This is a genomic window from Pseudomonas sp. PA-5-4B, assembly GCF_021606215.1.
Lineage (GTDB): Bacteria > Pseudomonadota > Gammaproteobacteria > Pseudomonadales > Pseudomonadaceae > Aquipseudomonas > Aquipseudomonas edaphica.
This window is the reverse complement of record NZ_WKDB01000015.1, coordinates 24233-39248: the sequence shown is the minus strand read 5'-3', so window position 1 is coordinate 39248 and position 15016 is coordinate 24233. Positions and strand designations below refer to the sequence as shown.

Here is a 15016-nt window from a genome sequence, read left to right as displayed (position 1 = left end):
CTGCGTTATGCGTAACGGCACTATTTACGGCCCGCCTTGTGCGGGTATTTTTTTGGACAAAATCCATGACTCCCACTTTTCGAATCGTTGCCGATGGCGCCGATATTACCGCCAAGATCAATGACCGACTTTTGCTGCTGCGGACTTCTGACAAGCCGGGTATGGATTCCGACGAGTTTGAATTGCGTATTGATGACCGCGACGGCCAGGTGCAGTTGCCCCGGCGCGGTAGCTCAATCGAGATTTACCTGGGTTACGCCGAGACGTCCCTGATGCGCCTTGGCCGTTACGCAGTGGACACGGTCGAAGTGTCCGGCCCGCCGGATACGATTGTGATCAAGGGCAAGGCCAGCGACATGCGCGGCAGTGGCAAAACCATCCGTAGCGGAAGCTGGGAGGATGTGCCGCTGTCGAAAGTCGTCGCCGACATCGCGGCGCGCAATGGTTGGCAGGCGGTGTGTCCGGTGGCGACGAAAGTCGCTCGGGTAGATCAGCTCAACGAGTCCGATTTTAATTTCATCACGCGCCTGGCCAAACAATACGACGGCACTGCAAAGGTTGCCGACGGCAAGCTGTTGGTGATGCCGCGTCAAGGTAGTCAGACGGCCAGCGGCAAGACGTTTGGCGCGATCACCCTGACGAAAAGCGACCTCAGTCGATGGCAATTCAGCCTTGGAGATCGCAACTCTCACAAGGCAGTGGCGACCAAGCATCAGAACAAGAAGGACGGCAAGCTGTCGGTGGTCACCGTTGACAACGACGACGCCCCAGATGGATTGCCGGCGGTGCATACCGATCGACATATCTACCCGAACAAAACCGCTGCCGAGGCTGCCGCCAAGGCTCGGTTGGCGGCGTTCAATCGCTCGACCGCCGACGTGCGTTTCGAGATGCCTGGCCGAACAGACATTTTTGCCGAACGCTTGATCAACGCCCAGGGCTTCAAGGTCGGTCTTGACGGAGAGTACTTAGCGGATTCGGTCGAGCAGGTGTTCACCCAGTCTGGCTGGTCGACCACGGTGGAGTGCAATGCTGGCAAGCAAGGTAAATCCAAAGGCAAGAAAAAGAAGGAAAAGAAACCGCTCAAAATAGTGAGCGTCGAGAAGTAGTAGTGCATCCCATCGCCGCCTGAGTGCGGTTTTTTTATGTCTGGAGTTTTTATGTCTGTTACCGAGCAACAGCTGCAACGCATCATGCCGAACGCCGGCCGCCAAGCCGGCGTTTTTGTTACTGCACTGAACACCGCGATGAACCGCTACGGAATCGTGGGCCCGTCGCGGGTCGCCGCATTCATCGCCCAGGTCGGGCATGAGTCCGGCCAACTGCGCTATGTGCGCGAGATCTGGGGGCCCACGGCGCAGCAGCTCACGTACGAAGGTCGTGCCGATCTGGGCAACACCGTGAAGGGGGATGGTTCCAAGTTCCGTGGCCGGGGCCTGATCCAGATTACCGGGCGGGCGAACTACGCCGCGTGCGGTGAGGCTCTGGGCCTGGACCTGATCAATCAACCGGAACTGCTCGAGCAGCCACAGTATGCCGCGATGTCGGCTGCCTGGTTCTGGTCGACGCGGGGGCTCAACACGCTGGCAGATCAGGGTGAGTTCACGAAGATCACGCGGCGCATCAATGGCGGGCTCACCGGTAAGGTCGATCGCCAGGATCTGTACGACAAAGCGCTGAAGGTGCTGGCGTGACGCCGGTGCAGAAGCTGGCCGGGATGGTGCTGCTGATCCTCGTACTGATGGCTGTATCTGCTGGTGCTGCCTGGCAGGTGCAGGGTTGGCGCCTGGGCAAGCAACTCGCCGAGCAGCTCACCGAGCAAGGTGCAACGCATCAGAAAGACCTCGACGCAATCACCAGTGAGGCCTGGCGTCAGCAGCAGGCCGAGCAAGACAAGCGCTTGGCCACCGAGCATCAGCTCGCCACCCAGGACCAACAACACACCAAGGAATTATCAGATGCCCAGCGCAACCAGGCTCGCCTGCGTGACCAGCTTGCTACTGCTGATGTCCGGCTGTCAGTCCTCCTTGCCGAGGATTCAGCCAGTGGCTGCGACGTGCCTACCGCCCCCGGCGCCGCCGGCGTGGTTCATGCAGCCCGTCGAGCCCAACTTGACCCCGCGCATGCTCAAAGAATTATCGCCATCACCGACACCGGTGACCGGGGATTGATCGCGCTGCAGGCATGCCAGGACTACGTGCGAGAGATCAGACGCTGATCAGATGCAAAGCCCTGAATCTCACTTGTTACGGGATATTTGAGCGGACTCTGTAGATTTGATCGTGGTTGCTAGTGCGGAGGCGAGAGACTCATATGCAACTGCCATTAAAATCGCCATCAGAATTGCGCCGGCTGTTCCGATTGCCCATTGAGAGAACACCTTAGCCTCTTGGTACTTTTTTTCACCATCTCTAGCGCGATTCCACTCATGTTTAAGCATTTCTCTGGATGCTGAAATCAAAAGACGTATTGCTTCGTCAGCCTCGTGAGAATTCATGGCTTCGAAATTCTTATAAGTTTGCTCAATTAGCTGTAGAAATTTTTCGTTTCTTTCGAAGTCTTCTTTTTCTCTTTCTTTGTCATTTATCCTAAGCACGATGCTTGTTTTAGCTTTTAATAAGTTTGTATAAAGGTCGCTATGCTTGAGCCTGCTAAACTTGCTACTGGTTTCAGGTAGTCCTCTTTCTACGTTGTCTTGTTGTATGTGCTCAATCAAAACACGCGTGCACGAGATATATAGAGATATTTCTTCTCTAAGTTCGTTGATCCAGTTTTGTCTGAACTCCGAGACTTTTGATTCCTTTGTCGAGATGAATCCCGCGTAGGCAATTCCTCCTGCGATCAGTGCTGCCGAAACAACACCTATGGGTACAAAAATACTTTCCGGGAATGCCATTCTCTAAGCCTCTTGTGTAGATCGATGGCGAAGATTATTCAGGTCACTGCCGGCAGTCTACTGGGCGCGCATCGATGATGGGATTTCGTACCACTTTTTGTACCATTCCAGCGTTTTCGAGGGGCATTTAGGGGGGGGGCCTGAAACCCTTTAGAAGCCCCAGACCAAAAACGCCAGCTAATCCGCGCCCTCTAGCTTTCCCTGGTATGACGCAGGAATATTTCCTGCGCATCTGGTAGCGTCAGACTGCAAACCTAACCAAGTGGGAGTACGGGATGTCAATCAAAGTAACGGCACCACTCGTTAACGGCGATTTGTGGGATACGCTCGGCGAGAGTGCGTCAGGCGAGGACGTTGTAGAACTGATATGCGGTGATGATCTGCGACCGCCTCCCACGAGTGTGGTCATTACGGTGACTACCGAATCGGGTAAGCGGGTGGAGGTGCGGATTCCGAATCTCTGACACCGGCACCGCCATCGTGAGGATTGACGGCAAAATCGTGTAAAAAATGGGCTGATTTTCTGTCTAAAACTAACCCCGTCTACCGCGTATTCACTGACCTAAAACGCGGCTAAATGACGGTATGGTTTTAGACAGTGAAATGCTGAAAGCCACGTTCTACGTGGCCTATGCACTGTTCCAGCCCATACTGCTGCATCACTGGCGTATAGGTGGTTTCGGGCGTATTACTGTAGCAATATCCAACGCTAAGTTATTGATTCTTATAGAGCGAATCGACTGTTTTTAACATCCCGAAAAGACGTGCGTTTTCCTTTTATATCAATCGCTTGCATGTGTTTCGTGGTCACCTTGACATGGTGGCGAGGGCACAGCTTGGAATGGCTGAGTGAGGGAGCACTGGACTGGCAATCAAACGATGAAGCCGGGGGGGTTGAACCCCCAGTTGATGTGCTGTTGTGTTGTGGTCTTGTGGCTCTCAAACAGTTATTGTTTTGTCACTGCGTCTTGGGCGGTAAAATGCTGTTTGAAGCCCATGCTTTGAGCTGTGCCTCGGGAAACGATTTCGTGATGCCGTTGAATATACGAGTATAAATCGGAGTCTTAGCCCTGCCGAGTATGCCGGCCGCATACAAATTTCTTAATACATGCGCTCCGGACTTTTGATGCTTTACAAAAAATCGTAATGTTGAAACGTCTGCGTATATTTCGGCCTTTACCAAATCTACTTTGCAAGCAGGTAGATTAAAGTTTTTCTCGATTTTTAGATCCTTTGCGTGCATAAGTTCGTGATAAATGAATAATACTTGTAAAGCCCAAAACAATGATTCGTGTTTTTCTTCGCTAATGCCGGATGGCGTTGAGCCAAGAAATATAGCGCTCTGTGGCGCGTCATCTAATAAGAAATTAACTGTGTATCCATCGGCAGATGCCATTGTGTAACCACCATCCTCCAGTGATTTGATACTGTCGTCCGTGAAGCGCATTATGGAGTCATACTTTATTCCAGCGTTTTCTAAGTCTGCTTCAGGGCTTCTATTTGGAACAGTGATGTCGATAAAATTGATATGCTTACAGATTTCAACGCTCGTTTCTTTTATCTGCTCAAACAATGCCTTCATTGCCGATGGTTCGCTATGACTTTGCATCTTTTGTCCTTTAGTTGAGCTGACTCTTCCAGTGCTTTTTCACCGGCAACGCTATCACTGAATCGTATCCCATAACTGTCCACGTTGGGCGTTTCGAGCTGCGCAGCACGCCAGGGAGGGTAACGCGCAAAACCTCCTCTGGAGGCCGCGTGTTTCCGTTTGCATAAGCACAAAAAAACGGATGTTTTGCCATCCTTAAAGGTGCCAGTATTCGTTATAAAACAATAGCTTATGCCGCTACAGACCCCAGCATGGGGTGCTAGGGGTCGAGTGTTCGAATCACTCCGTCCCGACCATATTTTTCAATGACTTAGCCCAATCTGAAAAGGTTGGGCTTTTTCATGCGCGCTGCTTTTAGGTAACTGATTCGGGAGTCTAAGCTTGAAGAGGCCTCTCGACAGTCCTACGACTCCAAAACAGAAATATTCAAAGGGTTTGCCACTGCTAATGAGGCAGCAGTGTCAGGGATCGCTACGACCGGTGAAGAAGCGCAAAAACTCGTGGTAAACGCACGACGCAAAACTGCCGAGCGGCGCCTTGATGGCTTCTGCCGAGAGCTGAGGGTTGCTTTCAAGGTCAAGATCCGCAGAGCGTAGCCTGGCACCGCGCCGGGCTTCTTGTATCTGCCTACCGCTTCCCTGCTTGCTCATACACCGAACTGCGCTCTCGCTTGCCTACGGCCAGCACCAGAATGACAATCCTCTCATCCTCTACGCGATACACCAGCCGGTACCCGGCTCCGCGCAATTTGATCTTGTAGCAATCCTTCATGCCGTGAAGCGCATCACATGGCACTCGCGGTCCGGCCTGCCGCTCTTGAAGTTTTTTCAGAAACTGGAGACGTATTGTCCCGTCGAGTTTTTTCAGTTCCTTCAGCGCTTTCGGATCCCACTCGACTTCGTACTCAATGGCCATTGGCGATGTCTGCCTCGGCCTCGCCAATAAGATCGTCGAGGGATACCCGTACAGGTGTTTCGTTAGCGTCGAGACGAGCCTTGACCAGGTGAACCAGTTCCAGCTCTTCCAGACGCTCTATCATCGCTTCGTAGACATTTGCCGGAACAATGTAGCCCATGACGCGGTTGTGGTTCAGTACGGCTACGGGCTGGCCGTTGGCGCCGCTCAAGACGGAGGAGGGATTCTTCTTGAGTTCGGAAACGCTCACCGCCACATCAGCCAGAATATATTGCATAGATAAGACTCCTAAATAGGTCTTTATTTTGGTCTTCTAAGGTGGTGATGGCAAGCGGCTCTAGCAACGTATAGGCGGTCCACCGCAAGTTACTCTGGTGCTGTGATAGGTACCGGTTTGGCGTGTCGACCTGCTGACCTAGACTGAGAACATGATTGTGGGTTTTGTATCCATGCTTCAAACGCATCAATGACCATCGGCTTAGCACACAGAAAACCCTGACCCATTTGTACCCCCATCTCATAAAGGTGATCGTGCTGAGCTTTGGTTTCAATACCCTCTACCACCAGTTGCATACCTAGATCGGCGGCAAACGCCACTGTATTGCGAATGACTGCTTGATAGTGGCCGGGCCCGTCAATAAATCGGGTGAACTCTGCAGCCAGTTTGATTTCACTAAACGGTACTTGGCATAGTCGTAAGAGTGACGAATAGCCCGTGCCGAAGTCATCAATCGATAGGCAGATGCCCAACAGGCGTAGACGATTTAACTGTTCCACACTGGTAACGCAGGCACAACTGGGGCCGTCTTCTGTAATTTCGAAGGTTAGTGACGACAGTGGCAGAGGGTGCTGGCTCAACCGAGTCTCCAAGCGATCAATGAGAGTACCGTTCATTAATTGACTAAGGGACAGATTGAATGCCATCCCTATGAATCTGTCTTGGGCGTGAAGTTTGATCTGATAGGCGAGGCTCTGTTCCAGAAGTTCGAAAAGTAGCTTGTCGAGCCATTTTTCACGCGCCATCACCGAGATGAAGGTTGCTGGGGCCAGCACGCCGTAAAGCGGGTGATGCCAGCGTGCTAACACCTCAATCGAGTTGACTTGGCCAGTGCGTAAATCGAATTTGGGTTGCACGTACGCAACGAACTCTCGTCGGCGTAGCCCCAGTTGCACATCATCGGCCTTGGGTAGTTTTGCTAGCGTCTTCGATACACTTAAATTGTTCGACTGCCCTGGCTGAGCCTGCTGTCGTTGGTATGTGGGGCTCGATATGAGAGCGAGCGAGGAGCATTTGGGCATTGGGGTGGCCTGAATTTGGATACCTCAAAGCCTACGCGAACTCATCCTGGTGACATGAGAGACCAGTCTGGGTTTTAGCTGAGATTTGTCTGGGCTGGCGTGCAGATATTTCTTGCTTGGTGTTCGGGCAATCAGTTCGGGCGAAGTGACTCGTTGATTGTCTCCAGTGACTGGATCAGGGCCGTAACTGTTTCACGTATATCGACGGACATGACGCCTTCGGCACACAATTCTTCTACTTCGACGCATTGCTCCAGCATTCCAGAGAGGTTCAACAGGTATGCGGTACCTTTGAGCTTGTGCGCAACGCGTTCAATCTCCTTCAGATCTTCTTTCTTCAGGGACAGTTCTAAGATTGCGCGTTCGCTATCATTACTTTCGATCACTTGTTCGGCTATGGCGGCATGGATAGTGCTCATTGACGACGGCGTACTTTTCACTAGCTGGTGATCCGCCTCGCGCTTGGGAATCCACCGGTTAAGGTCGGGCAGGGTGATCGGTTTGGTCAACGCATAGTCCATGCCGCAAGCCAGGCAGCGCTCAAGCGCTTCGCGTTGTGCGTCTGCGGTCAGTCCAATGATGATGCACGGGCGACAGCCTCGAGATTGCTCTAACTGTCGGATGCTTTGGGTCATTTCGAGGCCGGTCATCTGTGGCATGTTGCCGTCGGTGAGCACAATGTCGATGTCATTCTCTTGCCACATAGCCAGGCCTTCCAAGCCATTGCTGGCGGTGACCACGCGATGACCCAGGTAGGAGAGCTGCTGGTACAAAAGGTACTGACTCGGTAAATGGTCTTCGACAATCAGAACGGTCAGTGCCGCATCTTTGCTCTTGTCCGTAGTCGATCCTGAAGCAGGGGGTGGTATTTGACTCTCAGCTTTGACGCGATCAAGGACTATGCTGAATGTCATCCGGGTGCCGTACTGCGGATCACTTTCTGCCGCCAGATGCCCACCCATAAAGTTGCTTAGCTCCTTACAAATCGCCAAGCCAAGGCCAGCGCCAGCGTTGGGGTCACTGATCGCATCGGTCGTGATGAAGAAGGGTTTAAATATCTGATCAATCTGTGTCGAAGGAATCCCGACGCCGGTATCGCTCACGCAGATGAGAACGTGCAGAGAGGTATCGTTCGCGGGCGTCACCTCGCAACGAATGTTTATGCCACCTTGCTCAGTGAACTTGATCGCATTGCTCATTAAGTTGGAGATGATTTGTTTGACCTTCAGCGCGTCAGCCCAAACCAGTTCAGCGGCCAAAGGATCTATATCAAGATGCAGTTGCAATCGCTTCTGCCGAGCCAAACCGGAAAATACATTGGTTGTCGTCTCCAGTAGCTCCTTGATACGGGTGGGCTCAGGAGACAGGTTCAGCTTTCCTGACTCTATGCGCGATATGTCCAGAATTTCGCCGATCAGCGCCAGCAAGTGGGTCGATGATTCGTAAGCGATGTGCAGGGACTGAGTGTTGAGCTCGGCGTTATCCTTGCGGATAAGCACCAATTCCAGCATGCCGATGATGGCATTGAGAGGGGTGCGGATTTCGTGGCTCATGGTGGCCAGGAACACAGATTTGCTGCGGCTGGCCTTATCGGCAGACTCCTTGGCTATCTGCAGTTCGTCCAGCAGTAATTGCCGTTGTTCTAGGTCCCGGCGTTTAGCCGCTATGCGGCGACGTTGAACAACTATCAGCAGGCTGGTTACCAGAAGCAGGGCGCCCAAAACCTCGAAGGATCGCCAGATATAGGAGGCGATACCCTCCCAGTATTTGTCATCGGTTGCAGAGTTGGCACGCCAGCGCCCGATGATTTGTAGATTCTTGCGCGGAGGGATTTCAATCATCGCCTTGTTGAAGATCGATATCAGCTCCGGTTGGTTTTCAGGGGCGGCGAACACGATCTTCGCATCCTCAACATTGAGGATGCCACCGATTTTCAGGCTGGATTCGTATTTGTAGGAGAGGTAGTAGCGCGCTACGTTGGCCGGCGCGAGAACAAAGTCGGCTGTACCCTCACGGACAAGTTTAAATGCCTCGCCCATGGTTTCGGTGTTCTCGATCCGCACATGGGGATATTGCCGGGCAAGCATCTCCCTCTGCATATAGCCTTTTGCAACGGCGACGGAGGCAGTGCTATGTGGCTCCAGGGGCAACTGATTGTTTTGCCGCATAACGAAAAGGTAGGGGGCGACGGCCATAGACCGGGTAAGCAGATAAGGCACTGAAGAGTTACTGGCGGCTGTGAGGATACCAATGTCTGCTTTGCCGTTGTCCAGCAGCGCACTGACTTCGCTCAGCGATCGGACGCGGATAATGTTGAGGTGGATGTCCGTCTTGCGCCGAATAATGCCCAGCAGATCTGAGGCAATACCATTCAAGCGACCATTGCTGTTGAAAAAAGCGTAAGGAGCAAGATCCTCACTGATCGCGAGGTTGACTACCCCGGTGTTGTTTATCCAGGTGCGTTCGGCGTTGGTGAGGTGGACGCGAAAATCACCATAGTCACCGCTCTCAAAATCACCCCAAAAATACTGGGCGTCGGTCATTTGGCGGGGCGTGATGCTACCCAATCCGCGCTCGAGAAGACCGGCCAGTAAAGGGTTGTTTGCGGCAATCGCAAAAGCAATGTTGACCCTTGGCAGGCGTGTACTTTGGTTGATTTCAAACTGGACACTGAATAGCTGACTGGATAGATAGTAGGTGGAGAGGGTGTCGCCCAGGTAAGCGTCATTATCGCCAGTTAACACCGAGGCCATCGCGGCAAGCGGCGTCGCATACATACTGAAAGTCCCTTGGCTGCCGTTGGCCTTGTACAACGAGAGAGCAGCCCTGCTGGCTACGGCGATGCGCAAATGGGGATCATTGATGCTGTATTCATGGAGATCTCCCGCGTCAGCGAAGAGGGCAAGCTCCGACTGTCCGTAAGGTGGCGTCAGTTGTACACCGAAATCGCCGGCCTCTTGTGGGGTGGCGTTGGCTACCAGATCTATCTGCCGTTGGCGCAGGGCCTCAAAGGCGGCGGCGGACGTAGCAAACGGGCGCACCTTAATCGCGATCGCAAGTTCTTGCTGCAAAGCTGCCAAGTAGTCCGCTGTGAGTCCTTCAAAGCTCCCATGCTCACTGAAGATTCGGTACGGTGGTAAGGAATCGCTTGTCACGCCGACTATCAGCGTTCGTTTTTGCCCAAGCCAGGCCTGCTCGACATCGTTGGGCTGGACCTTCACGCTATCGAGTTGTTGTCGCGCGATGGGCTGCAGATCGCTCATCTCGGCCCCAGCCACCAGGCAACAAAATACCGTGAGGTAGGCAAGGACGCTGAGTCGGGAGATGGTTGATTTCAAGTCAATCTCAAATGAGGCTGCGCTGCTTGGCAATATCGGCCAGTTCGACCACTGAAGTCACGCTGAGCTTGGTCATAAGGTTGACCTTGTGGCCACTGACCGTTTTGCTGCTGAGGCTGAGTTTAGTTGCGATATCACGGTTGGAGTAACCTTCAGCCAGCAACTTTAGAACCTGTATCTCGCGATCCGTAAGATTCTGCAAGTCACCTACTGCCCCACCTTGAACAGCGCCAGAGAAGATCGGCATGGCGCTCTTAGGAAATAACACGTACCCATCAGCGATGGCTTTGATCGCCTTGATCAGTTGGGTAATGGGTTCGAGCTTACTCACAAAGCCACTCGCCCCAGCGTGAAAGCAACGTGTGGCATAGGTGTCCTTCGTCTGAGACGTGAATACGAGCACCCGGGTATCGAGCTTTTCACGGGAGATTCGCTGCAATACCGTAAGCCCGTCCATTTTTTCAAGGCCTATATCCAGAATCACAATGTCTGGCTGGAGGGACTTGATCATTTGTAAGGCATCAACACCATCGGCAGTCTCGCCTACAGTCTCGTAACCGATTCCGTCGAGAGCGCTGCGGATGGCCGAGCAGATCAACGGATGATCATCGACGATCAGTACTTTTTTGCTCATTAGTCTTGGCTCGCATTTAGGCATGGGTCTGGAAGACAGTTATAGCCACAGCCCTAAGGCCGCAGCCTGAACAAGGCTGGGCTGAGGTTTTGGTTTTTCTGGGCGGCCGTCCCGGGCCTCTCTCTGTCTTACCCGTTATTATTGCAGGAGGCAGACCTGCTGGAACCAAGATCCATGCTGGCTGCAAGCGAGAATATTCTCGCATGCCAGCAAGGTTTTTCTCTCAAGAGAGTGTCTGGCTTTTCGTAAAAATCAAGACCAATCCACAGAAGAATGAGAAAGATCTCGTATAAAGATTAAACAATGAGCGCTAATTTCCTGGCTTTTTGCTGGGAGCAGGGCGTGCGTAAGGGTAGAAGCCACATGGTGGTGCTGAGCAAAAATTCCGGTTCGCTATTTGGCTATGCGGGAACGCTCAATGAACTGGGGTATTACTCGGTTAGCTTGTGTGTTTGTGTCCAAGAGGTGGCTGACCTGCTGGGGGCAGGGGGGCGTGTCGAGTATCTGATCTACGACGGGTTCGACCTTGGCAAAGATGCTGACCGTCTTCAGATGCTTATAAAGCACAATGCGATAAATTCAATCATTGCGGTTGCTGATGTGAACTCCCGGCAGCATAAAAAAATAATCTTATGGGCGAAAACTTATCGCGTACCGCTGCGGGGCGTTCTGCAGGCACCACTTCGTTCAAGCGAACTGCATGATTTAATACAGTTGAATTCCCTCAATATAGAATGCTCGGTGCTTTAATAGCTGCTAGGAAGGAAGAGGCTCTCTAAACCAAACAAGAATTTTCTTGCCTCTCTTCAAGAGGTGCCTTGGTTACCTCTGTGTGCCTCGTCCCTATAATCAAATCAGCTCAACGATATGAATATGTTGGAGCTCGATCGCTTACCACTGATTTCCCCTCGAACGGGGTCGGTATCTATTTGTAGGTCTTTAAGTAGATGTGTGGTCGTAACTATTGATTTGATTGTAATAAGGATGATGGCTCGTATGAAGTTTAATAAAATCGCTCTGGCGGCCGCAGTGGTGCTCGGTACTATCTCTAGTGTGCAGGCTGCAGATCAAGGCAATGGCGTCGTAAAATTTACCGGCACTGTTATTGATGCGCCATGCGCTATAGATCAAAAATCCAGTGATCAAACAATTGACCTGGGCTCTGTTGCTAACGTGGCGCTCGCTGACGGTGGTAGTTCGGGGCCGAAAGCATTTGAAATTCGTCTCGAAAAGTGCAGTCTCGCCACAGCTAAAACAGTAAAAACGACATTTTCTGGTGCGGAAAGTGCAGGCGGTTTACTCGGTATTACCGGTACCGCTAAAGGTGCTGGCATTGCGCTGGCTGATGGTGACGGAAATTCGATCAAGCTGGGCACCCCTACTGCCGGTAAGTTGCTAGGTGCTGGGACTTCTGAAACTACCCTCGCATTCACGGCTGCTCTAAAAGGTAGTGGTGGTAATGTAAGTACCATCGTTCCGGGTGAATTCAGCAGTGTCGCAAACTTCATGTTGACCTACAATTGATCTAGTTGTAAGTCTGGAGTTGCTATGCATGTGGGTAACGCCCACATGCATTTTGTTATGAATAATAACTTGACCAACTATGGGGCTGGGAAGAGGCGGCGTTTGTTCGGCCATCAACAGGAAGTATGAGTAGGGGCATTCAATTAAGTCCTGTGCTTTTTCGTGGGTGGTGTTCGGGTTGGATTGCGCCTCGCTAATAGTTGGCATGCTTTGTAGTGTGAATATAAATGACATGGACTCATCAATCGTGAGTGTGCCGAAATGGGCACTGGTACCTTTTCGTCCGCGCGTATTGGGCGTTTCCATAGCTTGTGCACTCAGCGGCGCGGGGTGTCACGCCAGTGCGCAGGAAGTAGAATTCAATATTGATGTGATAGATGTTAAAGATCGCGAAAATATGGATTTGGGCCAATTTTCCCGTGGCGCATACATCATGCCGGGCGATTACACAATGCTCGTACGAATTAACAGGCAGGAACTGCCAGAGCAGTCGGTGGTGTTCTACCCATCAGAACAGGATGCCAGGGAGAGCGTGGCCTGTCTCGGTCCGACTCTGGTCGATCAGTTCGGTTTAAAACCGGACATCAGCAAAAAACTCAAGTGGTGGCACCAGGGGCAATGTCTTTCACTGGACAGTCTGCCAGGTGCAACAGCGCGTGCTGAGTTGGGCACTTCCAGCGTGATGGTCAGCGTACCGCAGGCCTATCTGGAATACGCAGCAGACACTTGGGATCCGCCGTCGCGTTGGGAGGAGGGCATCCCTGGAGTGTTCGTTGACTATTATATGAACGGACAAAGCCAACGACAGGAACATGGTGGTGGAACCTCTTACAACCTGAGCGGCAACGGCACGGTGGGGGGGAATATGGGGGCCTGGCGACTGCGTGCCGACTGGCAAGCGCGGCTGGATCATCGGAATAATGGTCAGGGCGCAGGCAATAGTTGGGATTGGAGTCGTTACTACGCCTATAGGGCTATTCCGACCCTTGGGGCGCAATTTTCGCTAGGTGAGAACTTCCTGTATTCCGACATCTTTGACAGCTTTCGCTTTACCGGCGTCAGCCTCGTCACCGATGACAGCATGCTGCCGCCGAACCTTCGGGGTTATGCCCCGGAAGTGGCAGGTGTGGCGCGTACCAATGCCAAAGTCGTAATCAGTCAGCAGGGTCGAGTTCTATACGAAACCCAGGTTGCTTCGGGGCCGTTTCGCATTCAAGACATTAATGATGCAGTTTCCGGGCAGTTGGATGTGCGGGTAGAAGAGCAAGATGGCAGCGTGCAGTCATTCACTGTCGAAACCGCCAGCGTTCCCTACCTGACCAGGCCGGGTTCTGTGCGTTACAAGGTCAGCAGCGGTCGTCCCTCGGACTTCAGCCATAGTACCGAAGGGCCAATGTTCGTCACCGGCGAGGCTTCGTGGGGGGTGAGCAACGGCTGGTCGCTTTACGGCGGCGGTGTTGAAGGTGGTGATTACAAAGCCCTGGCTTTGGGGGTGGGACGTGACCTGATGATGTTTGGGGCATTGTCATTCGACATTACTCAGTCGCGGGCCCGCCTTCCTCAAACGGAGCAAAACACTCTGAGCGGCAACTCTTACCGACTGCGCTATTCGAAAAACTTCGACGCGTACGACAGTCAGGTCACCTTTGCTGGGTATCGCTTCTCCGAGAAAGATTACATGTCGATGAGCGACTATCTGGATGCCCGTAACTTCGGCACGCGTAACGAAAACAGCAAAGAGTTATACAACGTCAGTTTCAGGCAGAACTTCAGCGACAGCGGGTTGAGTACTTATCTCAACTACGACCACCAGACCTATTGGGATACCAAGGCCAGCGACCGATACACCTTTACCTTGTCCAAAAGCTTCAACGTCGGTCAGTTCAGGGCAGTAAGCCTCTCGCTAACGGCGTATCGCAATAAGTACAACGGCTCCAATGACGACGGCATGTACCTCTCGCTCTCAATGCCCCTGGGTCGCGGCAGCAGTTCTGTCAGCTACAGCGGCAGCTACGATCGTGATGCAAACAGTCATCAAGTGGGCTACTACGATCGTCTCGAAAACGGCGACAGTTATCAGCTCAATGGCGGCAAAAACCGCGATGGTGCCACCGCGAGTGCCTTCTACACCCATGACGGGACCCTGGCCCGGGTCAATGCCAACACCAGCTATCAGGAGGGGCGCTATGCCTCAGTCGGTATGTCGCTGCAGGGCGGTGCTACCGCCACCACGAAAGGGGCTGCGATGCACCGCTCGAACATGATCGGGGGAACACGAGTCCTGATCGATACCGATGGCGTAGGGGACATCCCAATTTCGGGATATGGCGCACCCATTCGCACTAACCGATTTGGCAAAGCAGTGGTCACCGACGTGAACAGTTATCACCGAAACCAGTTGAGCATTGACCTTAACAAGTTGCCGGAAAACGCTGATGTAGGCCGCTCGGTGACGCAGGCCACTTTGACCGAAGGAGCTATTGGTTATCGGCGGTTTGAAGTGGTGGCCGGAGAGAAAGCGATGGTGGTGATCAAGCTTGGCGATGGTTCAAACGCTCCCTTTGGTGCCACGGTAAAAAACCACAAGGACCAGGATGTGGGCATCGTCAGCGACGAAGGCAGCGTCTACCTCAGCGGTATCAATCCTGGCGGGGAAATGAGTGTGCATTGGAATGGCCGGGCACAGTGTGAGATGCGGATGCCAGAGCAGATATCCGAGGGCGACATGGCAGAACTGGTGTTGCCATGCGCACGGATACCCACTAAGGAATCGCGACAAAAAGTGCCGGGTTGACTCCTTA

At 52.7% G+C, this 15016-nt stretch carries 13 protein-coding genes; 6 read left to right on the top strand and 7 right to left on the bottom strand.

Going from position 1 to position 15016, the window contains the following annotated elements:
- Positions 1-65: 65 nt before the first annotated feature.
- From GIW28_RS09635 to GIW28_RS09625, 3 genes are read left to right on the top strand one after another with little or no spacing between them, the layout of a single operon-like run.
- Positions 66-1109, top strand: coding sequence for a phage late control D family protein (locus tag GIW28_RS09635; protein ID WP_236446565.1), 1044 nt, complete (start codon positions 66-68; stop codon positions 1107-1109).
- A 51-nt stretch (positions 1110-1160) separates the two neighbouring features.
- Positions 1161-1694 (top strand): glycoside hydrolase family 19 protein, encoded by a 534-nt coding sequence (locus GIW28_RS09630; protein ID WP_236446563.1) that lies wholly within the window; start codon positions 1161-1163, stop codon positions 1692-1694.
- The gene (locus tag GIW28_RS09625; RefSeq protein ID WP_236446562.1) at positions 1691-2218 is read left to right on the top strand and encodes a lysis system i-spanin subunit Rz; all 528 of its coding nucleotides are present in this window, start codon (positions 1691-1693) and stop codon (positions 2216-2218) included. The genes GIW28_RS09630 and GIW28_RS09625 overlap by 4 nt, the downstream gene beginning before the upstream one ends.
- Positions 2219-2239: 21 nt before the next feature.
- Here GIW28_RS09625 and GIW28_RS09620 read toward each other — a convergent pair whose 3' ends face one another.
- The 7 genes from GIW28_RS09620 to GIW28_RS09590 all read right to left on the bottom strand — a co-directional run bounded on the left by GIW28_RS09620 (position 2240) and on the right by GIW28_RS09590 (position 10691).
- Complete coding sequence (locus GIW28_RS09620; protein WP_236446561.1) at positions 2240-2896, bottom strand: hypothetical protein; 657 nt, start codon at positions 2894-2896, stop codon at positions 2240-2242.
- A gap of 958 nt (positions 2897-3854) precedes the next feature.
- Entirely contained in the window at positions 3855-4505 is a 651-nt protein-coding gene (locus GIW28_RS09615; RefSeq protein ID WP_236446560.1) for a hypothetical protein, read from the bottom strand.
- 627 nt (positions 4506-5132) lie between these two features.
- Entirely contained in the window at positions 5133-5420 is a 288-nt protein-coding gene (locus GIW28_RS09610; protein ID WP_268938834.1) for a type II toxin-antitoxin system RelE family toxin, read from the bottom strand.
- Positions 5410-5697: a type II toxin-antitoxin system Phd/YefM family antitoxin gene (locus GIW28_RS09605; protein ID WP_236446559.1), complete on the bottom strand. Its 288-nt coding sequence runs from the start codon at positions 5695-5697 to the stop codon at positions 5410-5412. Before GIW28_RS09605 ends, GIW28_RS09610 begins: the two co-directional genes overlap by 11 nt.
- An 89-nt stretch (positions 5698-5786) precedes the next feature.
- Positions 5787-6719 (bottom strand): EAL domain-containing protein, encoded by a 933-nt coding sequence (locus tag GIW28_RS09600; RefSeq protein ID WP_268938835.1) that lies wholly within the window; start codon positions 6717-6719, stop codon positions 5787-5789.
- Positions 6720-6850: 131 nt separating this feature from the next.
- The gene (locus GIW28_RS09595) at positions 6851-9982 is read right to left on the bottom strand and encodes an ATP-binding protein (protein ID WP_236446557.1); all 3132 of its coding nucleotides are present in this window, start codon (positions 9980-9982) and stop codon (positions 6851-6853) included.
- Positions 9983-10064: 82 nt separating this feature from the next.
- Positions 10065-10691, bottom strand: coding sequence for a response regulator (locus GIW28_RS09590; protein WP_236446556.1), 627 nt, complete (start codon positions 10689-10691; stop codon positions 10065-10067).
- Positions 10692-10994: 303 nt separating this feature from the next.
- Between GIW28_RS09590 and GIW28_RS09585 the strand changes: the two genes are divergently transcribed.
- The 3 genes from GIW28_RS09585 (at position 10995) to GIW28_RS09575 (ending at position 15009) form a co-directional block, all read left to right on the top strand.
- Entirely contained in the window at positions 10995-11441 is a 447-nt protein-coding gene (locus GIW28_RS09585) for a hypothetical protein (RefSeq protein ID WP_236446555.1), read from the top strand.
- A 246-nt stretch (positions 11442-11687) separates the two neighbouring features.
- The gene (locus GIW28_RS09580; protein ID WP_236446553.1) at positions 11688-12215 is read left to right on the top strand and encodes a fimbrial protein; all 528 of its coding nucleotides are present in this window, start codon (positions 11688-11690) and stop codon (positions 12213-12215) included.
- Between the two features lie 247 nt (positions 12216-12462).
- Positions 12463-15009 (top strand): outer membrane usher protein, encoded by a 2547-nt coding sequence (locus GIW28_RS09575; protein ID WP_236446551.1) that lies wholly within the window; start codon positions 12463-12465, stop codon positions 15007-15009.
- The last annotated feature ends 7 nt before the right edge of the window (positions 15010-15016 follow it).

Bases quoted from the DNA above. Each gene is read 5' to 3' on its own strand.
- GIW28_RS09635 (WP_236446565.1), top strand. From the start codon at position 66: ATGACTCCCACTTTTCGAATCGTTGCCGATGGCGCCGATATTACCGCC.
- GIW28_RS09630 (WP_236446563.1), top strand. From the start codon at position 1,161: ATGTCTGTTACCGAGCAACAGCTGCAACGCATCATGCCGAACGCCGGC.
- GIW28_RS09620 (WP_236446561.1), bottom strand. From the start codon at position 2,896: ATGGCATTCCCGGAAAGTATTTTTGTACCCATAGGTGTTGTTTCGGCA.
- GIW28_RS09615 (WP_236446560.1), bottom strand. From the start codon at position 4,505: ATGCAAAGTCATAGCGAACCATCGGCAATGAAGGCATTGTTTGAGCAG.
- GIW28_RS09610 (WP_268938834.1), bottom strand. From the start codon at position 5,420: ATGGCCATTGAGTACGAAGTCGAGTGGGATCCGAAAGCGCTGAAGGAA.
- GIW28_RS09605 (WP_236446559.1), bottom strand. From the start codon at position 5,697: ATGCAATATATTCTGGCTGATGTGGCGGTGAGCGTTTCCGAACTCAAG.
- GIW28_RS09600 (WP_268938835.1), bottom strand. From the start codon at position 6,719: ATGCCCAAATGCTCCTCGCTCGCTCTCATATCGAGCCCCACATACCAA.
- GIW28_RS09595 (WP_236446557.1), bottom strand. From the start codon at position 9,982: ATGAGCGATCTGCAGCCCATCGCGCGACAACAACTCGATAGCGTGAAG.
- GIW28_RS09590 (WP_236446556.1), bottom strand. From the start codon at position 10,691: ATGAGCAAAAAAGTACTGATCGTCGATGATCATCCGTTGATCTGCTCG.
- GIW28_RS09585 (WP_236446555.1), top strand. From the start codon at position 10,995: ATGAGCGCTAATTTCCTGGCTTTTTGCTGGGAGCAGGGCGTGCGTAAG.
- GIW28_RS09580 (WP_236446553.1), top strand. From the start codon at position 11,688: ATGAAGTTTAATAAAATCGCTCTGGCGGCCGCAGTGGTGCTCGGTACT.